The sequence below is a fragment of the Xanthobacter autotrophicus ATCC 700552 genome (assembly GCF_043194565.1).
Classification (GTDB): domain Bacteria; phylum Pseudomonadota; class Alphaproteobacteria; order Rhizobiales; family Xanthobacteraceae; genus Xanthobacter; species Xanthobacter autotrophicus_F.
On record NZ_JBAFVS010000007.1, the window covers coordinates 232,957 to 252,346 of the forward strand.

15 protein-coding genes are annotated in these 19,390 nt (G+C 69.6%); 8 read left to right on the forward strand and 7 right to left on the reverse strand.

What is annotated here, in order from left to right; translation table 11 throughout:
- Positions 1-63: 63 nt before the first annotated feature.
- Both V5F48_RS10270 and V5F48_RS10275 read right to left on the reverse strand, forming a co-directional pair.
- Positions 64-1,488 (reverse strand): amidase, encoded by a 1,425-nt coding sequence (locus V5F48_RS10270; protein ID WP_394258609.1) that lies wholly within the window; start codon positions 1,486-1,488, stop codon positions 64-66.
- Entirely contained in the window at positions 1,485-1,718 is a 234-nt protein-coding gene (locus tag V5F48_RS10275; protein ID WP_394258610.1) for a hypothetical protein, read from the reverse strand. The genes V5F48_RS10270 and V5F48_RS10275 overlap by 4 nt, the downstream gene beginning before the upstream one ends.
- Positions 1,719-2,483: 765 nt before the next feature.
- Between V5F48_RS10275 and V5F48_RS10280 the strand changes: the two genes are divergently transcribed.
- The 7 genes from V5F48_RS10280 to V5F48_RS10310 all read left to right on the forward strand — a co-directional run bounded on the left by V5F48_RS10280 (position 2,484) and on the right by V5F48_RS10310 (position 10,915).
- Positions 2,484-2,573 carry a K(+)-transporting ATPase subunit F gene (locus tag V5F48_RS10280; protein WP_041575709.1) on the forward strand — a complete coding sequence of 30 codons (90 nt, stop codon included), beginning with the start codon at positions 2,484-2,486 and terminating at the stop codon, positions 2,571-2,573.
- Positions 2,574-2,584: 11 nt separating this feature from the next.
- On the forward strand, positions 2,585-4,300 hold the full coding sequence (gene kdpA, locus V5F48_RS10285) for a potassium-transporting ATPase subunit KdpA (RefSeq protein ID WP_394258611.1): 1,716 nt from the start codon (positions 2,585-2,587) through the stop codon (positions 4,298-4,300).
- Between the two features lies 1 nt (position 4,301).
- Positions 4,302-4,451, forward strand: coding sequence for a hypothetical protein (locus V5F48_RS10290; RefSeq protein ID WP_394258612.1), 150 nt, complete (start codon positions 4,302-4,304; stop codon positions 4,449-4,451).
- Between the two features lie 159 nt (positions 4,452-4,610).
- Positions 4,611-6,704, forward strand: a complete 2,094-nt coding sequence (gene kdpB / locus V5F48_RS10295; protein WP_394258613.1) for a potassium-transporting ATPase subunit KdpB — start codon at positions 4,611-4,613, stop codon at positions 6,702-6,704.
- Between the two features lie 11 nt (positions 6,705-6,715).
- Positions 6,716-7,321: a K(+)-transporting ATPase subunit C gene (locus V5F48_RS10300; RefSeq protein WP_394258614.1), complete on the forward strand. Its 606-nt coding sequence runs from the start codon at positions 6,716-6,718 to the stop codon at positions 7,319-7,321.
- Between the two features lie 152 nt (positions 7,322-7,473).
- Positions 7,474-10,176, forward strand: a complete 2,703-nt coding sequence (locus V5F48_RS10305; protein ID WP_394258615.1) for a DUF4118 domain-containing protein — start codon at positions 7,474-7,476, stop codon at positions 10,174-10,176.
- 52 nt (positions 10,177-10,228) lie between these two features.
- The gene (locus V5F48_RS10310) at positions 10,229-10,915 is read left to right on the forward strand and encodes a response regulator transcription factor (RefSeq protein WP_394258616.1); all 687 of its coding nucleotides are present in this window, start codon (positions 10,229-10,231) and stop codon (positions 10,913-10,915) included.
- A 25-nt stretch (positions 10,916-10,940) separates the two neighbouring features.
- Here V5F48_RS10310 and V5F48_RS10315 read toward each other — a convergent pair whose 3' ends face one another.
- The 5 genes from V5F48_RS10315 to V5F48_RS10335 form a co-directional block, all read right to left on the reverse strand.
- Positions 10,941-13,325, reverse strand: a complete 2,385-nt coding sequence (locus V5F48_RS10315) for a tetratricopeptide repeat protein (RefSeq protein ID WP_394258617.1) — start codon at positions 13,323-13,325, stop codon at positions 10,941-10,943.
- Between the two features lie 324 nt (positions 13,326-13,649).
- Positions 13,650-13,796, reverse strand: a complete 147-nt coding sequence (locus V5F48_RS10320) for a hypothetical protein (RefSeq protein ID WP_394258618.1) — start codon at positions 13,794-13,796, stop codon at positions 13,650-13,652.
- A 174-nt stretch (positions 13,797-13,970) separates the two neighbouring features.
- Positions 13,971-14,606 (reverse strand): response regulator transcription factor, encoded by a 636-nt coding sequence (locus V5F48_RS10325; RefSeq protein ID WP_394258619.1) that lies wholly within the window; start codon positions 14,604-14,606, stop codon positions 13,971-13,973.
- Positions 14,603-16,450, reverse strand: coding sequence for a sensor histidine kinase (locus tag V5F48_RS10330; RefSeq protein WP_394258620.1), 1,848 nt, complete (start codon positions 16,448-16,450; stop codon positions 14,603-14,605). Before V5F48_RS10330 ends, V5F48_RS10325 begins: the two co-directional genes overlap by 4 nt.
- 95 nt (positions 16,451-16,545) lie before the next feature.
- On the reverse strand, positions 16,546-17,241 hold the full coding sequence (locus V5F48_RS10335; RefSeq protein WP_394258621.1) for an aspartate/glutamate racemase family protein: 696 nt from the start codon (positions 17,239-17,241) through the stop codon (positions 16,546-16,548).
- Between the two features lie 355 nt (positions 17,242-17,596).
- Between V5F48_RS10335 and V5F48_RS10340 the strand changes: the two genes are divergently transcribed.
- The gene (locus V5F48_RS10340) at positions 17,597-19,279 is read left to right on the forward strand and encodes an ABC transporter substrate-binding protein (protein ID WP_394258622.1); all 1,683 of its coding nucleotides are present in this window, start codon (positions 17,597-17,599) and stop codon (positions 19,277-19,279) included.
- The last annotated feature ends 111 nt before the right edge of the window (positions 19,280-19,390 follow it).

Sequence of the window (19,390 nt, forward strand, 5' to 3'; positions counted from 1 at the left end):
CATGGCATCGGATCGGACCGGGCCGCCGTCCCGCGGATGGCGTGAACGGCCCGGTTGGCCGGCTCACGCCAGCGGCCCGCAGCCGGGGGGCAGCAGGGTGTGGAAATTGGTGCGGCGCTGATAGGCGTCGCCCGCCTTGAGCAGCACCGGCTCGGCATAGGGCCGGCCCACCAACTGGAACGCGGCCGGCAGGCCGTTGGCGGTGAAGCCACACGGCACCGACAGGCTCGGCAGCCCCAGATAATTGATGCCCCGGGTGAAGGCCGCGAGGCGCCCCACCACCGCGGCGATGTCCTCCGGCGGGCCGGCGGTGGTCTCGGCGATGCTGGGCACCGGAACCGGAAGGGTCGGTATAAGCGCCATGTCCGCCGCGCCCATGGTGGCGGCGAGCCAGTCGCGCGTGACGCTGGCGCGCATCATCAGGGCTTCGGCGTAGCGCGTGGCCGGCAGGGCGAGGCCGGGCAGCATGCGGGCGCGCACCTGCGGGCTGTAGTCCTGCGGCCGCTCGGTGAGCCAGCGGCGGTGGAGGGTGGCCATCTCCACCAGCATCACCACCTGCATCAGCGCGTTCACCAGCGCCATGTCCGGCGCACCGGTCTCGACGAGGCGCGCGCCGGCCTCCTTCAGCACGGCGCGGCTGTGGTCCATGAGCGCCGCGATTTCCGGCGTCGCCAGATCGCGGTAAATGCCGGAGGGCACGGCGATGGTGAGGCCCTTCAGGTCGCCCGTCAGAGCGCCCTCGAAATCGAGACGCGGGGCCGGCAGGGTGGCGGCGTCGCGCGGGTCGGGGCCGGCGATCACCGTCATCATGCGCGCGGCGTCGCGGGCGGTGCGGGTGAGCGGGCCGATGGTGTCGAGGCTCGGCGCCAGGGGCATGGCGCCGTAGAGGGGCACGAGGCCATGGGTGGGCTTCAGGCCCGTGACCCCGCACATGGCCGAGGGATGGCGGATGGAGCCCCCGGTGTCCGATCCGAGCGCCCCCGGCACGATGCGCGCCGCCACCACCGCCCCCGAGCCGGAGGAGGAGCCGCCGGCCCCGTAGGCGGTGTTCCACGGGCTGAGGCCGTGGCCGTAATGGGCGTTGAAGCCGGTGGGCGAGAGCGCAAATTCCGCAAGGTGCAGGGAGCCCAGATCCAGCGCGCCGGAAGCATCCAGCCGCTCCAGCACGCTGGCGGTCACATCCGGCACGAAATCCTTGCGGATCAGCGAGCCGCCGGTGGCGATGCGGCCGGCACGATAGAGCAGGTCCTTGTGCGCCAGGGGCACGCCGGCAAGCGGGCCCAGCCTGTCGCCCCGCGCCCGCGCGAGGTCGACGCCACGCGCCTGTTCCCGCGCCCGCTCGGGCTCGATCCGCATCACCGCATTGTAGCGCGGGCCGAGGGTTTCAAGCCGCTTCAGCGCCTCTTCCGCCAACGCTTCCGACGAGACCGAGCCATCGGCCACGGCATCGGCCATCTCGACCACGCCGAGGGTGAAGAAGCCGCTCATTCGCCCGCCCCTTTGCTGGTCTTTTCGCTGGACTTCAGGCCAGCGGCGATTTCGGCGCACAGGGTGGCGAAGCTCCAGGGAGTCGAGTCGAGGGCGAGGCGCTGGTCGGCACCGGCGGACACGCGGGCATTGAGATCGCCAGCCAGCACGGAAACCGCCCGCGCCTCTGCCTCGGTCAGCGTGATGCCGTTGTCCGCCCTCACGCGGGCGGCGATGTCGTCTTGGGTCATGGGCAGGGTTCCGGGGCAGCGTGGGATGGGCGCGGACGGCGCTTCGGGGCGGGATTCGCCGCGAGTGTAGAGGCTGCATCGGGCACGGAGAAGGCGGCGCGCACGCCGGTAATGTCTCGGTTCGCAACGAAGCACCGCCCTGCCCCCTCTCCCGCCCGAACTCGGCTGCTGCCGAGTTCGGCTCCCATGAGCCGAAGCCGGAAACATCCGGCTTCGGAGCGGGGGAGGGCTGGGGAGGGGGCACGGCGCTGGGGAAACACCGGCGATCGGGAATGCGGAGCGGGTCTGCCCCCACCCTGCCCTCCCCCGCCCGAACTCGGCTTCTGCCGAGTTCGGTTCCCACGAGCCGAGGCCGGAAACATCCGGCCTCGGGCGGGAGAGGGTTCCACCGGACGCGGTCACAGCCGCCGCAGAAGGACCCTCCAACCACCCCACACCCTCCCCGCAATCTTTATGAGATTCCTATGCCGCCCCTGCGGCATCCCTCTCGAATCTTGATCCCGTTGGGGCCAGCTTCAGGCCCGTGAGGCGAGCGCTCCGCAAACCGGTGCCGCGCGCCCCCGAAACGGACCGGAAAGCCAAAGTCATGCTCGACCTTCTGATGCTTGCTCTCGGCCTCGGCTTGTTCGCCGTCGCCATCGGCTACGGCCACCTCTGCGAGCGGCTCTGAGCGAAAGATCTTTCGCGCCGAAATCCGGGGCGGCCTCTCGCCCTGCCGCCGGATCAAGTCTTGTGCGCCCGTCCGGCGCACCAGGGAGAACTTCCATGGTCTTTGATTATGCGCTCGGCGGCCTCGTGACCGCGGGGCTTCTCTTCTACCTCACCTTCGCGCTCCTCAATCCCGAGCGGTTCTGAGGCATCCTCCCATGACACCCAACGGCCTGATCCAGATCGCCCTGTTCTGCCTCGTCGTGCTTGTGCTGACGCGGCCGCTCGGCGGCTACATGACCCGCGTGTTCGCGGGCGAACGCACCCTGCTTTCCCCCGTCCTCGCGCCGGTGGAAAAACTCGTCTACCGCCTCGGCGGGGTGGATGCGAGCCGGGAACAGCACTGGCTGACCTATACGGTCGCCATGCTGCTCTTCCATGTGGGCGGCTTCCTCCTGCTCTATGCGCTCATGCGCGTGCAGGATCTCCTGCCCCTCAATCCGCAGGGCATGGGCGCGGTGGCGCCGGACCTTGCCTTCAATACGGCCATCAGCTTCATCACCAACACCAACTGGCAGAATTACGGTGGTGAAAGCACGATGGGCTACCTCGTGCAGATGCTGGGCCTCACCCACCAGAACTTCCTCTCCGCCGCCACCGGCATCGTGCTCGCCATGGCGCTGATCCGCGGCTTCTCCCGCGCCTCGGCGCAGACGGTGGGCAATTTCTGGGTGGATATCACCCGCTGCACCCTCTACGTGCTTTTACCCATCTGCGTGGTCTTCGCCCTGTTCCTGGTGTGGCAGGGCATCCCCCAGACGCTCGGCCCCTATGTGGACGCCACCACCCTTGAAGGCGGCAAGCAGACCCTCGCGCTGGGTCCGGCGGCCTCGCAGGTGGCCATCAAGATGCTCGGCACCAATGGCGGCGGCTTCTTCAATGCCAATGCCGCCCACCCGTTCGAGAACCCCACCGCCCTCTCCAACTTCGTGCAGATGGTTTCCATCTTCGCGCTGGGCGCGGCGCTCACCAACGTGTTCGGCCGCATGGTGGGCAACGAGAAGCAGGGCTGGGCGATCCTTGCCGCCATGGGCGTCCTGTTCGTGGCCGGCGTCGGCGTAACCTACTGGGCCGAGGCTGCCGGCACGCCGGCGCTGAACGCGCTGGGCCTCTCCGGCGGCAACATGGAGGGCAAGGAGGTGCGCTTCGGCATCGTCGCCTCCGCCCTGTTCGCCGTCATCACCACGGCGGCGTCCTGCGGCGCGGTGAACGCCATGCACGACAGCTTCACGGCGCTCGGCGGCATGATCCCGCTCATCAACATGGAGCTGGGCGAGATCATCGTCGGCGGCGTCGGCGCGGGCATGTACGGCATGCTGCTGTTCGTGGTGATCACCATGTTCGTGGCGGGCCTCATGGTCGGCCGCACGCCGGAATACGTGGGCAAGAAGATCGAGGCCAAGGAAGTGAAGATGGCCATGCTCGCCATCCTCATCCTGCCTCTGATGATGCTCGGCTGGACCGCGGTGGCGACAGTATTGCCCTCGGCGGTGGCGTCCATCGCCAATCCGGGGCCGCACGGCTTCTCGGAGATCCTCTACGCCTTCACCTCGGCCACCGCCAACAACGGCTCGGCCTTCGGCGGGCTCACCGGCAACACCTTCTTCTACAACCTGACGCTGGCCTCCTCCATGTTCGTCGGCCGCTTCCTCATGATCGTGCCGGCCATGGCGCTGGCCGGCGCGCTGGCGGCGAAGAAGACCGTGCCGGCCTCGGCGGGCACCTTCCCCACCACCGGCGGCCTGTTCGTGGGCCTGCTGGTGGGCGTCATCCTGATCGTGGGCGGGCTCACCTTCTTCCCGGCCCTGTCGCTGGGTCCCATCGTCGAGCATCTGGCGGCGGCGGCGGGACAGAGCTTCGGCGCGGGAGGCTGACATGGACCACCACCACCACCCGCCCGCCCGGCCGCGCGCCGGGCGGGAGCCCAAGGCGCGGCGCCTGCCGCTCTCGGCCTCCGAACTCATCCTGATCGTGTCCGTCGCCGCCCTGGTGCTTGCGGCCGCCATCCAGGCCGTCATCGCCTAGAGCCGGATCTGCTCGGATTGAAATCCGAGCAGTGAATCCGCCTCTAACTCTAAGCAAGAGAACGCGTTACCCGATCCGATTGCAACGCAATCTGATCGGCGCGTGCTCTGGCGCTGAACGTTTCAGCCCACTGATTCCTCTTCCCCCGGGAGTGCCGCCATGGCCAGATCCCATTCCGTAAGCCTGCTCGACCCCGCCATCCTCCTGCCCGCCGTCGGCGCCTCGTTCCGCAAGCTCGACCCGCGGGCGATGGTGCGGAACCCGGTGATGTTCGTGGTGGAGGTGGTCGCCCTCCTCACCACGGTGCTGTTCGTGCGCGACCTCTTTGCCTCGGGCTCCGGCCTGGGCTTTTCCTTCCAGATCATCCTGTGGCTGTGGTTCACCGTGCTGTTCGCCAATTTCGCGGAAGCGGTGGCGGAAGGGCGCGGCAAGGCGCAGGCGGAATCCCTCCGCCGCACCCGCAGCGAGACGGTGGCGAAGCTCCTCACCGGCGAGGGCAACGCATGGCGCACCGTGCCCGGCACCGCGCTGAAGGTGGGTGACGTGGTGCTGGTGGAAGCCGGCGACGTCATCCCCTCCGACGGCGAGGTGGTGGAAGGCGTCGCCTCGGTGAACGAGGCCGCCATCACCGGCGAGAGCGCGCCGGTAATCCGCGAATCCGGCGGCGACCGCTCGGCCGTCACCGGCGGCACCACGGTGGTCTCCGATCACCTCAAGGTGCGCATCACGGCGGCGGCGGGCGCAACCTTCCTCGACCGCATGATCGCGCTGGTGGAAGGCGCCGAGCGGCAGAAGACGCCCAACGAGATCGCCCTCAACATCCTGCTGGCGGGCATGACGCTCATCTTCATCTTCGCCACCGCAAGTATTCCGAGCTTTGCGTCCTACGCGGGGGGCTCCATCTCCGTGGTGGTGCTGGTGGCGCTGTTCGTCACCCTCATTCCCACCACCATCGGCGCGCTGCTCTCGGCCATCGGCATCGCCGGCATGGACCGGCTGGTGCGCTTCAACGTGCTCGCCATGTCGGGCCGCGCGGTGGAGGCGGCGGGCGACGTGGACACCCTGCTGCTCGACAAGACCGGCACCATCACGCTGGGCAACCGGCAGGCCTCAGCCTTCCGCCCGGTGCGCGGGGTGAGCGAGCAGGATCTGGCGGACGCCGCCCAGCTCGCCTCGCTCGCCGACGAGACCCCGGAAGGCCGCTCCATCGTGGTGCTGGCCAAGGAGAAATACGCCATCCGCGGCCGCGACATGGCGAGCCTCCACGCCCTGTTCGTCCCCTTCACCGCCCAGACCCGCATGAGCGGCGTGGACGTGGACGGCTCATCCATCCGCAAGGGCGCGGTGGACGCCATCCTCGCTTCTGTCCAGGCCGGCGGCAGCACCGTCACCGCCTCCGGCGCGGTGCAGAACGTGCGCGCGCTGGTGAGCCAGGAATCCATCCGCGAGATCAATGCCATTGCCGAGGAGATCGCCAAGTCCGGCGGCACGCCTCTGGCCGTGGCGCGGGACGGGCGGCTGCTCGGCGTCATCCACCTGAAGGACATCGTGAAGGGCGGCATCCGCGAGCGCTTCGCGGAGCTGCGGCGCATGGGCATCCGCACGGTGATGATCACCGGCGACAACCCGCTCACCGCCGCCGCCATCGCCGCCGAGGCCGGGGTGGACGACTTCCTCGCGCAGGCCACCCCCGAGGCGAAGCTGAAGCTGATCCGCGACGAGCAGGCCAAGGGCAAGCTGGTGGCCATGTGCGGCGACGGCACCAACGATGCGCCCGCTCTGGCCCAGGCCGACGTGGGCGTCGCCATGAACACCGGCACGGTGGCCGCCCGCGAGGCCGGCAACATGGTGGACCTCGACAGCGACCCCACCAAGCTCATCGAGATCGTGGAGATCGGCAAGGCGCTGCTGATGACGCGCGGCTCGCTCACCACCTTCTCCATCGCCAACGACGTGGCGAAGTATTTCGCCATCATCCCCGCCATGTTCGTGGCCTTCTACCCGCAGCTCGGCGCGCTGAACGTGATGGGGCTGGCCTCGCCCCAGAGCGCCATCCTGTCCGCCATCATCTTCAACGCGCTCATCATCATCGCCCTCATCCCGCTGGCGCTGAAGGGCGTCGCCTTCCGGCCCATCGGGGCGGCGGCGCTCTTGAAGCGCAATCTTCTGATCTACGGCCTCGGCGGCATCCTCGTGCCGTTCGCCGGCATCAAGGCCATCGACCTTGCGGTCACGGCCCTTCACCTCGTTTGAGGAACATCATCATGCTGAAGGAACTTCGTCCCGCGCTTGTCGTGCTCATCGCTTTGACGGCGCTCACCGGCCTTGCCTACCCGCTCGCCATGACCGGGGCGGCGCAGGTGCTCTTTCCCCGGCAGGCCAACGGCAGCCTCATCACTCGCGACGGGACGGTGATCGGCTCGGCGCTGATCGGCCAGAACTTCGCGTCCGAGCGTTATTTCCACGGCCGGCCCTCCGCCACCACCGGCGCCGATCCCGCCGATGCCGCCAAGACCGTGGCCTCGCCCTACAATGCCGCGAACTCCATGGGCTCCAACCTCGGCCCCACCAATCCGGCCCTCACCGACCGCGTGAAGGCGGATCTTGAGACCCTCAAGGCCGAGAACCCCCGCGACCCGGTGCCGGTGGACCTCGTGACCACCTCCGGCAGCGGGCTCGACCCCCACATCTCGCCCGAGGCGGCCCTGTTCCAGGTGCCGCGCGTCGCCAAGGCGCGCAGCCTCGACGCGGGCGTGGTGCGCCGGCTGGTGGCGGAAAACGTGGAGGACCGCACCCTCGGCCTCCTCGGCGAGCCCCGCGTGAACGTGCTCGCCCTGAACCTCGCCCTCGACAAGGCGCGCCCGCAGTGACAGACCGGTAACGAAAGGCCCGTGGGTTTGACTCACGGGCCTCTGGCCAAGCCCGCGCGGCGCTTGAGCGAACCCGCTCGGCACCGGTCAAAGACCGGGGCCGATGGTAAAAGGAACCGGGTGGCACACCGCCCGGGACCCCGGAGGAGGCCATGCCCGACGACCGTGCCGCGGACCTGCGGCCTTCGCCCGATGCCCTGCTCGCGGCAGCCGAGCGGGAGACACGCGGCCGCCTGAAGATCTTCCTCGGGGCCGCTCCCGGCGTCGGCAAGACCTACGAGATGCTGGCCTCCGGCCATGCCCGCCGGAACGAGGGCACCGACGTGGTGATCGGCGTGGTGGAGACCCACGGCCGGCGCGAGACCCTGGCTCTGGTGGCGGGCCTTGAGGTCATCCCGCGCCGGAGCATCGCCTACAAGGGGCAGATGATCGAGGAGATGGACCTCGACGCCATCCTCGCCCGCCGCCCGGCCCTGGTGCTGGTGGACGAGCTGGCCCACACCAACGCTCCGGAAAGCCGCCACGCCAAGCGCACCATGGACGTGGAAGAGCTGCTGGCGGCGGGCATCGACGTCTACACCACCCTCAACATCCAGCATGTGGAGAGCCTCAACGACGTGGTGGCGCAGATCACCCGCGTGCGGGTGCGCGAGACGGTGCCCGACGCCATCATCGACCGCGCCGACGATATCGAGGTCATCGACATCACCCCCGGCGACCTCCTCCAGCGCCTGAAGGAGGGCAAGGTCTACGTGCCCGAGACGGCGCGGCGGGCGGTGGAGAATTATTTCTCCCCCGGCAACCTCACCGCTTTGCGGGAACTGGCCCTGCGCCGCACCGCCGAGCGGGTGGACGAGCAGCTTCTCTCCCACATGCGCGCCCATGCCATTTCCGGCCCGTGGGCGGCGGGCGAGCGGGTGCTGGTCTGCCTCAGCGAGGACCCGCGCAGCGCCGCGCTGGTGCGCTACACCAAGCGCCTCGCCGACCGGCTGCGGGCGCCGTGGATGGCGCTCTACGTGGAGACCGAGCGTGCGCTGAGGCTCGACACCGCCGAGCGCGACCGCATCGCCGATTTCCTGCGGCTGGCGGAGCGCATGGGCGGGGAAGCCGTGACCATTGCCGGCGGCACCCGCATCGCCGACGACGTGCTCGCCCATGCCCGCGCCGCCAACGTGACCCATATCGTCATCGGCAAGTCGGACCGCTCCCGCTGGTTCGAGATCCTGCACGGCTCGGTGGTGCACGAACTGGTGCGCCGCTCCGGCAACATCTCCGTCCACGTCATTGCCGGCGAGACCGAGGCGGCGGCGCCCGGCCGCGCCCACGGCCCCCAGGCCGCCGGCCGGCGGGATGCACGGCCCTATCTTGAGAGCCTGGTCATCGTCACGCTGGCGACCCTCGTCGGCTTCGGGCTCCAGAAGATCCTCGCGCTCCAGAACATCGCGCTGGTGTTCCTGACGGCGGTGCTGGTGAGCGCGGTGCGCTACGGGCTGGCGCCGGCGCTGCTCGGCTCCGTCGCCGCCATGCTGGCGTTCAACTTCTTCTTCATCCCGCCGCTCTACACCTTCACGATTACAGACCCGGAGAACGTGGTCGCCCTGTTCTTCTTCCTGGTGGTGGCCATCATCGCCTCGAACCTCACGGCGCGGGTGCGGGCCCAGGCGCTGGCGGCGCGGGCGCGGGCGAAGACGGCGGAAGACCTTTACCTGTTCTCGAAGAAGCTCGCCGGCGCCGGCACCCTCGACGACCTGCTGTGGGCCACCGCCTTCCAGATCGCCTCCATGCTGAACGTGCGGGTGGTGATCATGCTGCCGGACGCCGACACCCTGGCGGTGAAGGCGGCCTATCCGCCGGAAGACGCCATCGACGCCGCCGACCTTGCCGCCGCCCGCTGGGCGTTCGAGAACAACCGCTGGGCCGGGCGCGGCGCCGATACCCTGCCGGGGGCAAAACGCCTGTTCATGCCCATGCAGACCGGGCGCGGCGCCGTGGGGGTAATCGGCATCGACCGCGACAAGGAGGGGCCGCTGCTCACCCCCGAGCAACGGCGCCTCGTGGATGCGCTGGCCGACCAGGCAGGGCTGGCCGTGGAGCGGGTGAACCTGGTGGCGGACGTGGAGAAGGCAAGGCTCGATGCCGCCACCGACCGGCTGCGCACGGCGCTGCTCACCTCCATCTCCCACGACCTGAAGACGCCGCTTGCCTCCATCATGGGCGCGGCCGGCACCCTGCGCAGCTTCTTCTCCGCGCTCGGCGAGGAGGCCCGCTCCGACCTGCTCTCCACCATCGAGGAGGAGGCCGAGCGGCTCAACCGCTTCATCGCCAACCTCCTCGACATGACCCGGCTGGAATCCGGGGCCATCGTGCCCAATGCCGGCCTGTGCGACGTCAGCGAGGTGGTGGGCAGCGCGCTCAACCGCGCCCAGTCCATCCTGCGGCATCACCGCCTCGAGATCGACCTCGCCCCGGACCTGCCCATGCTCAACATCGATCCCGTGCTGTTCGAGCAGGCCCTGTTCAACCTCCTCGACAATGCCGCCAAATACGCCCCGGAGGGCTCGCTGGTGCGCATCGAGAGCTGGTCCGACGGCGCCGTCGTCACGCTTTGCGTGCTGGACGAGGGGCCGGGCATCGCCGAGGCGGACCGCGAGCGCGTGTTCGACAAATTCTATCGCGTCCGCAAGGGCGACCAGGTGCGGGCCGGCACCGGCCTCGGGCTCGGCATCAGCCGCGGCTTCCTGGAGGCCATGGGCGGCACCCTCACCGCCGACCCGCGATCCGACCGGCAAGGTGCCGCCTTCACCATCCGCATGCCGGTGCCGCCTCAGGCCCGCGCGCTGAAGGCGCTGCCATGAAAGACCCACGATGGCGGGCGCACGATGAAGGGCGCACGATGAGGGATGCAGCATGAACGGCGTGAAGCTCCTCGTGGTGGATGACGAGCCGGCCATCCGCAAGCTGCTCAATGCCGGGCTGTCCACCCAGGGCTATGACGTGACCAGCGCCGCCACCGCCGCCGAGGCCATGGCCCGCGTGGCCTCGGCGCGCCCCGACCTCGTCATCCTCGACCTCGGCCTGCCCGACATGCCCGGCCGCGACCTGCTGGCCCACTGGCGCGCGGAGGGCCTGGACATCCCCGTGGTGATCCTGTCGAGCCGCACCGACGAGGCGGGCATCGTCGAGGCGCTGGAGGGTGGGGCCGACGATTATGTGACCAAGCCGTTCGGCATGAACGAATTGATCGCCCGCCTGCGCGTCGCGCTGCGCCACCGCCTGCAGCAGCAGGGGGAAAAGCCCCTGTTCAAGGTGGGCGACCTTTCGGTGGACCTGGTGCGCCGCATCGTCCGGCTGAAGGAGCGGGAGGTGAAGCTCTCACCCAAGGAATACGACATCCTGCGCCTGCTGGTGCAGCACGCCGGCCGGGTGCTCACCCACACCTTCATCCTGCAAAAGGTCTGGGGGCAGGCCTATGATGTGCAGTATCTGCGGGTCTATGTGCGCCAGCTCCGCCAGAAGCTGGAGGATAACGCCGAGCAGCCGCGCTACATCCGCACCGAGACCGGCGTCGGCTACCGGCTGGCCGAGCCCGACTGACCGGCGCAGGCCACGCCGTCCGGCTTCAGGGCCGCCGCAGGCGAGCCGCCAGGCGGGCGATCTCGGGATCGTCCGGCCGCATGTCGGAGAGCTTCTGCGCCAGGGGAGCGGCACGCGCCGCATCGCGGGCCTGCAGGGCGTCCTGCAAGGCAAGCATGAGAAGCTGCGGATCGTAGGGGTGGCGCGCCAGGGCATCGGCCACCACCCGCTGCGCCGCGGCCGGCTGGCCCGTGGACTGGAGGGCGACCGCATGGACATACGCATATTGCGCGTCGTCCGGCGCGAGCGTCGCGGCGGCGGCGAGTTGCTCCACCGCCTCCGGATAGCGCCGCTGCCGGGCGAGGCTGAGGCCCAGGGCGTGGCGCGGCGCGGCGGCCCGCGGCGCCAGGGCGATCGCCTGCCGCAGTACCTGTTCGGCCTCCGCCTCCCGGCCCTGGGCGCGATAGAGGTCGGCGAGATTGACGGCCAGCGGCGTTGCCTCCGGCTCGCGCGCGAGGCCGGCGCGCAATTGCGCCTCGGCCGCGGCGGGCTGGCCCCGGCGCAGAAGGAAGGTGGCAAGGTTGGCCCGGCCCTCGGGCCGGTCCGCATTGAGCCGCTGGGCCGCCTCATAGGCCGCGAAGGCGGCTTCGAGACGGGCCTTCTCGCCCTCGGACAGGCCAGCCAAAGGCTGGTCCGCCAGCGCCGACGCCGCCTCCATGCGCACCGCCGCGACCGGGTCGGCGAGGAGGTCGGAGGCCCGCCGCCAGCGGGTCTCCAGGGGCGCGCCCGCGAGGCTGCGCAGCGCCGCCACCCGCACCATGGGGTCGGGGTCCGCCAGCGCCTTCGTGGTCGCCGTCTCCGTGGCGAGGGAGGCAAAACGCTGCAGCTCACTGATGATGGTTGCCTTCGCAATGCCCGGCACCGCCGGTTCGGCGGCCAGCTTCAGCAGCATGTCGCGGGCGGCCGGCTCCCCGGCGCGGGCGCGATGCACCGCCTCCGCCCAGCTCTGGTGACCTTTCCGGTTCGGCCCGTGCCAGCGTTCCACCGCCTCGGCCGCCCAGCTCGCCGGCTTGTCCTTGTGGCAGTCGGTGCAGGCGTTGGGGGTGCCGAGGGCCACCGAGAGGTCGGGGCGCGGGATGCGGAAGGAATGGTCGTGCCGCGGGTCCACCACCATGTAGGTACGCGCCGGCATGTGGCAGGACACGCAGTCCGGCGTCTTTTCCGCGGGCACCTTGTCCCCCGACTTGCCGGGCGGATGACCGGTGTGGGCCGGCGTGGCGAAGCGCGCCGGCAGGTGGCACTGGGCGCACACCTGCGCGCCGTCCGCCTTGAGCTTGGCGGAATGGGGATCGTGGCAGTCGCTGCACACGACGCCCTTCGCATACATCAGGCTCTGCTTGAAGGCGTGGTCGTTGAACACCTCGTCCCGCATCTGCCCGTCGTCCTCGAACAGGCCTTCGGAGAGCAGGGCCGGCATGTGGGTGTCGGTGAGCGGGCGGCCGGGATGCCAGTCCTGCGAGAAGGTGCCGCGCCGGGCATGGCAGCGGGCGCAGGTCTCCACCTCGTCCCCCGGCTGGCGGGCGACGCCGTGAGCCGGGCTGCCGGTTGCGGGATCAGGCGTCCAGTCGGGGGCGGGACGGGGCGCCGCGACGGCGGCGAAGCCCTTGCCCGCCACCTTGGGATCGGCGCCCTTTGCCGCCCACGCCGCGTGCCCGGCTCCGGCCCCGTGGCAGCTCTCGCAGCCCACGCTGATCTCGGAGAACGTGGTGTGGAAGGTGTCGGATGCCGCGTCATAGCCCTTGCGGACGGCGGTGGAATGGCATTCCGCGCACATGAAGTTCCAGTTCTGCTGGGACCTTGTCCAGTGCAGCGGATCGGACGCCGGCATCGGCTGGTCCGGATAAAGATGGAACCAGCGCTGGCCACCCTGCGCCTTCGGACGGGTATCGTAGGCGAACGGCAGCGCCTGCAGCCGGCCGTCCGGGAAGGTGACGAGATATTGCTGGAGCGGCTCCACCCCGAAGGTGTGGGTGACCTCGAAGGCGGCGGTCTTGCCGTCGCGGCCCTCGGTCTCCACCCTGTGGCGCGGGCCGTCGCGGAAGAAGCGCGCCTTTGACCCCTGGTGCTCCACCGTCACGTCGCCGAAGTCGCCGCGCACGGTTTCGGGGCCGGCGATGGTCATGGCCTGGGCATGCTGGGAGGCGAGCCAGGCCTTGGCCTCTCCCGCATGGCAGGCGGCGCAGGCCGCCGATCCCACGTGGTCGGTGGCGAGGGCGGACGCGAGGGTGCCGACGCCACCGGGGCCGAGCCCCGCCGCATGGGGCCGCGCCGCGTCGCCGCGCGCCAGCCCCACCGCCAGCACCAGCAGGGCGGCGGAAATCCCGGCCGTCAAAGCCGCAAGAACCGTCCCGGCGAAACGCGGAAGCCCCATCGGATGCGTTGTCCCTTGCCCGTTGCGAGGTCGGGGCTCCCCGCCGGGCGCACCGCGACCGCAGCGCCCGTGTCCATCGCATGATAGTGCGGGTTACCCCCCGCGCATCAAGGCTCGAACGCGAAAATCCGCTTCCAGTCCGCCTTCATGCTGATGGCGGTCCTGCCCTTCCGCCTTGGCCTCGTCGAACAGGGCCTGCACGGGTCGCCTCGTCCGCCGCGACCAAGCCTTGCGGCTCGATCGCGGCGGCCTTGGTCGACGGCTACCGGCCTAGCCCGCCGCCGCGGAGGACGGGGCGGGAGAACCGATGACCGTAGATCTAGCCTACTGCCCGGCTTGGTTCTTGACCGTCTCGTCGATCTTGCGCTTCACGGCGTCCAGGTTGAACGAGGCCGGCGCCTGCATGGGCGGATAGTCGACCGCGGTGGCCAGCCGCAGGGCTGCTGGAAAACTGGTACTTGAAGTCGTCAATGCGCACCGCGCCCAGTTGCGCGCCGCCGACTCGCATGGTCGAAGGCGCTTTCGCCATCCATCTTTGGAGCCGCAATACCCGTCGGACCATCCGTAAAAGGGGCAGGGCGCCATGCCCGAAAGGGCAACGGGATGGAGCAGGATACGCCCCGGGGTGCAGCCACCCGCGCGCACTCACCTGTCGTCGCGCCGGCCTTCGGACAAGCGCTGCAACCGTTCGGCAAGGCGCCCAAGCTCGGCGGCGGATTCGGCTCCCAGCTTGATCATGAGCTGCGCGCGCTGGGCCTTCACCGTGCGCTCCGCGATGCCAAGCTCGTCCGCGATCTGCTTGTTGAGCTTGCCCGCCACCACCAGATCGAACACGTCGCGCTCGCGCGGCGACAGCAAGGCGAAACGGTCCCGCAGATCCTGCGCATCCGCACGGGCGGCCCGCCGCAGCGCATCGCATTCGAGCGCGCGATGGACCGCATCCAGAAGCACCTGCGGCTCCACCGGCTTCATGAGAAAATCCACCGCACCCGCCTTCATGGCCTCGACGCTGCAGGCGACGTCCGCATGGGCGGTGAAGAAGATCACGGGCAACGTCGCATCTCGATCGCGCAGGGCCCGCTGAAGCTCCAGCCCGGAAGGGCCGGGCATCCTGAGATCGAGAAGGATGCAGCCGGGCCCCTCGGGGATCGGGTGGAGCAGGAAATCGCCGGCGGAGGCATAGGCCCGCACCTCCAGGCCGGCGGCAGTCAGCAGGCGCACCACGGCGGTGCGCAGGGAATCGTCGTCGTCCACCACATGGACCAGCGGTGCCGAACTCATGTTGCCCCGATCCAGCCGCTGCCGCCGGGCACGACCCGGGGGAGCCAGATGGTGAAGACGGCGCCCTCCCCCGGCACGCTCTCGGCCGCGATGGTGCCACCATGGGCCTCGACCAGCGTGCGCGCAATGGACAGGCCGAGGCCGATGCCCTTGCGCTTGGTGGTGAAGAAGGACTCGAACAGCTTCGCCAGATGGTCGCCGGTAATTCCGTGTCCACGATCGCGCACCCGGATGGTGGCGCCGGTCGCCGCCCCTTCGAGCGACACGGTAACATTGCGCTGCTCCTCGGGCGTGTCCGCCAGCGCGTCCATGGCGTTCATGATCAGGTTGATCAGCACCTGCTGGAGCTGGATGCGGTCACCGACCACCGTGATGGTCTCGGAGGCCGGCCGCGCGCTCAGCGCGATGCGCCGGCGGCGGGCCTCGGCGCCCAAAAGGGCGATGACGTCGCTCAGGATCTCATTGAGGTCGAAGGGCTGGCGCTCCACCTCATGCTTGGCGAGCAGCGCCCGCAGCCGGCGGATGACCTCGCTGGCCCGCAGGTCGTCGCGCCGGATGTCGGCCAGGATGTCCTTCAGCTCGCCGGGCCGTGCCGTGCCGGACTCCAGCATCATTTCCGCCGCCGCCGCATTGCTCAGGATGGCCGCGAGCGGCTGGTTGATCTCGTGGGCGATGGAGCCGGTCAATTCGCCCGCCACCGCCAGCCGGGATGCATGGGCCAGCTCGAAGCGATACTGGTCCACGCTCGACTGCGCGCGGCGGCGGCGGTTGCGCTCGACCAAAAGCGCCGTCAGCAGCAGGCTCTGCAGCAGGAAGGCGAGGCCAACCGCTATCGCCTCCTTGCTGTAGGTCTGCCAGAAGCCGGGCGAGCGGAACCGGACGATGGCATCGGCCGGCACCGCCGCCGGATCGATGCCCCAGCGCTCGATCTGCCGCCAGTCCACATGGAGCGCCACCGGCATCACCGGCGGCAGGCGCAGGGCCGAGGGGGCCTGCCCCGCGAGCAGCTGGTTGGCGATGACCCCGCCCTCGCGGCCCATGGCCTCGAAACTGGTCATCCACCCGCCCACAACACCGGTGCCGATGAAGGTGACGAACGGTCCGTAGACCGGCGCCGGCGCCGCCTGCGCAATCAGCCGCACCGAGTCCGCCGGCGTGAAAAGGCTGCCGGCCCCGTCGCGGAAAAATCCGGGCGTGACCACCACCGCGTCGGTGCCGAGCTCCGCCACCCGCTTCAGCACCTCCGCGATCGGGCGGCCCGCAAGCGTTTCAATGCTGACCCGGTCTTCGAAGCGCCCGGCCGCCTGGCGCAGCTCCTCCTCCCAGTTCCGGTCATGTTCCGACGCGCCGGTGATCAGAACCAGATGCCGGGCCTGCGGATGCCATTGCAACGCCTGCCCGATGGTGCCGCCGAAGTCCCGATCGAACGGCACGCCCACCACGTCGTCAGGCAAGGGCGGACCGGAGGCGAGGTAGGAGCGGGCAACCCCCACATGGACCACCGGAACATGGGGGAACAGCTCGGACCGTGTGTTCAGGGCGAAGTCGAGCGCCCTGTCGCCGGCGACGATGACGACGCCGGGGGGCCGCGCCGCGTATTTCTCCTTCAGGAACCGGGTGACGGTGGCCCCATAGGCGGCCCCGCTGAAGCGCGGATAATCGAGGAACTCGGTGCTGATCTCGGTGCTCCGGTCCACCTCTGCCAGCGCGCTGGTGATGCCGCGGTCGCCCAGCACGTTGGCCGGCAGCAGGCGGTTGTTCTCGAACAGAACCAGCACATGGCGCCGGGCGGGCTCGGCCCCGACAGGATGCAGCAGGACCAGCAGCAGGACGCCGATCGCCATGCCACGGCAGGCGATCCAAGCCGCGCCCGACCGCACATGCAGCCGATCCGGACCGATGCCGCCTGCGCGCATGCTGCGATTGCGCCTCACCGGCTTCATGCATGCCCCCTTCGCCGGAGGCCCAGCCGGGCCAAAGCGAGGGCCTGCTCGAAACCCGCTGTGAGGGAATCGAGAACCGGCACCGGCGCCTGCGCAGCGAGCGCCGTGCCGTAGCCCGCCAGCGCCGCTCCGGCGACGATGACCACATCCGGAGCCTGGCGGGCGATCACCTCGTCCACCGCCGCGCGCACCAGCTTCAGCCCGTCCTCCCGGCCGGTGGCGACGGCGAGGGCATCGCCCGGCACCACGCCCATGCCGGCGCAGCGTGCCTCCAGGGCGGTCCGCCGCATCAGGTCGCGCAGCATGGCCGGCCATTCCGCCCCCACGGTGACGATGGCAAAGCGCTCCCCGAGCTGGAGGGCGGTGAGGATGCTGGCTTCCGCCATGCCCACCACCGGGAAGGCGTGTTCCGCCCGGAGCGCCTCGATCCCCGGCTCGCCGAAACAGGCATAGAAGCAGGCGTCGAAGGGCGCCCGGCCGGCCGCCTGCTCATCCTCCACCGCCGCACGCACGGCGTCCTGAACCGCATGGGTGGCCACTGCGACGGCCCCGCGCGTCGACACATAGGGCATGCCGAAGGGCGCCGTCGCGCCGACCAGCTGCACACTTTCCGGGCATCCGGGCTCCAGTGCCGCAATCATGCGCTCCGTCACGTGGGTAGTGGTGTTTCCGTTCAGCACCAGGATCTTCAAGACGGCCTCGCCGGGTCACACTGGGTCAATCGGCGGCGACACTACGTGCGCTTGGGACGGGGCGGCAATCGGAACCGGTCAAATGACCGGCGCCCGGCCTGCTGCGGCTGATCCGGGCCGGGAAAGCGCGCCGGGCAAGCGAGCGCCGCCCCTGCACATGGACCCCAATCGCATACCTGAACACCAATACTGCCATATGTTTAGGCATAAAGATAAATCGTGGATGATTCGAAACTGAATCGTTTGGTTACTCCCTTAGGGAGAGCTGCATTTTGGAGGAACCCGAGGCTGTGGCACGCCGGTTGCTAACAAACCGGGCAGCACGTGAACTGTGCATCTCGCCGCAAAGGACTCCATGATGCTGCAAACTGAAAAGCGGATCCGCTCCGGTCGCCACACGCTGAAGACCGCCGCCCTTCTGCTGGCCACGAGCTTTGCGTGCATCTCGCCGGGCGTCGCCGGCGCCGAGACCACCCTGCGCATCGGCATGACCGCCGCCGACATCCCGCGCACCCTCGGCCAGCCGGACCAGGGCTTCGAGGGCAACCGCTTCACCGGCGTCACCATGTATGACGCGCTGGTGAACTGGGACCTGTCGTCCGCCACCAAGCCCAGCGTGCTCATCCCCGGCCTTGCCACCGAATGGAAGGTGGACGACGCCGACAAGACCAAGTGGGTGTTCAAGCTGCGCCCCGGCGTCACCTTCCACGACGGCGCGCCGTTCAACGCGGATGCCGTGGTGTGGAACGTGGGCAAGGTGCTGAACAAGGAGGCGCCCCAGTTCGACGCCAGCCAGGTGGGCGTCACCGCCTCGCGCATGCCCACCCTGGTCTCGGCGAAGAAGATCGACGACCTCACGGTGGAGCTGACCACCAAGGAGCCGGACAGCTTCCTGCCCTACAACCTCACCAACCTGTTCATGGCCAGCCCCGCCCAGTGGCAGAAATTCTATGACGCCGCCGACGGCGCCGATGCCAAGGCCAAGGCGGCCGCCGCCTGGACCGCCTTCGCCCGCAACGCATCCGGCACCGGCCCGTGGAAGATGACCGGCTTCGTGCCCCGCGAGCGGCTGGAGCTGGTGAAGAACGCGGCCTATTGGGACAAGGCGCGGGTGCCCAAGACCGACAGGATGATCCTCCTGCCCATGCCGGAGGCCAATGCCCGCACCGCCGCGCTCATGGCCGGCCAGGTGGACTGGATCGAGGCCCCCGCCCCCGACGCCATCGCCCAGCTGAAATCCCGCGGCTTCAAGATCGAGAGCAACGAGCAGCCCCACGTGTGGCCGTGGCAGTTCTCCCGCATCGAAGGCTCGCCGTGGAACGACATCCGGGTGCGCAAGGCGGCAAACCTGTGCATCGACCGCGAGGGCATGAGGGACGGGCTGCTGGGCGGCCTCATGGTGCCGGCCACCGGAACCGTGGAACCCGGCCATCCCTGGCGCGGCAATCCCACCTTCCAGATCAAATATGACGTGGCCGCCGGCCAGAAGCTGATGAAGGAGGCCGGCTTCGGCCCCGACAAGAAGCTGAAGGTGAAGACCCAGACTTCCGCCTCCGGCTCAGGCCAGATGCTGCCCTTGCCCATGAACGAATATCTCCAGCAGGCGCTGGCCGAGTGCTATTTCGACGTTGAGCTCGACGTGATCGAGTGGAACACCCTGTTCACCAACTGGCGCAAGGGCGCCAGGGACCCGAGCGCCAACGGCGCCAACGCCATCAACGTGACCTATGCCGCCATGGACCCCTTCTTCGCCATGGTGCGCTTCCTGCAGTCGGGCATGGCGCCGCCGGTGTCCAACAACTGGGGCTTCAACAACAATCCCAGGTTCGACGAGCTGGTGAAGAAGGCCCGCACCGCGTTCGATCCCACCGCCCGCGACGCGGCGCTCGCCGAGCTGCATGCCGCCTCGGTGGACGATGCCGCCTTCCTCTATGTGGCGCACGACGTGGGCCCGCGCGCCATGAGCCCCAAGATCAAGGGCTTCGTGCAGCCCAAGAGCTGGTTCGTGGACTTCTCGCCGGTGTCGATCTCGCAGTGATGCCAGAGGGCTTGGGCTTGCCTTCTCCCCTTGCGGGAGAAGGTGGATCGCGGCGACGCCGCGAGACGGATGAGGGGTCCTTCGCGACCGGCCGGGCCAGATCCCGGCGTT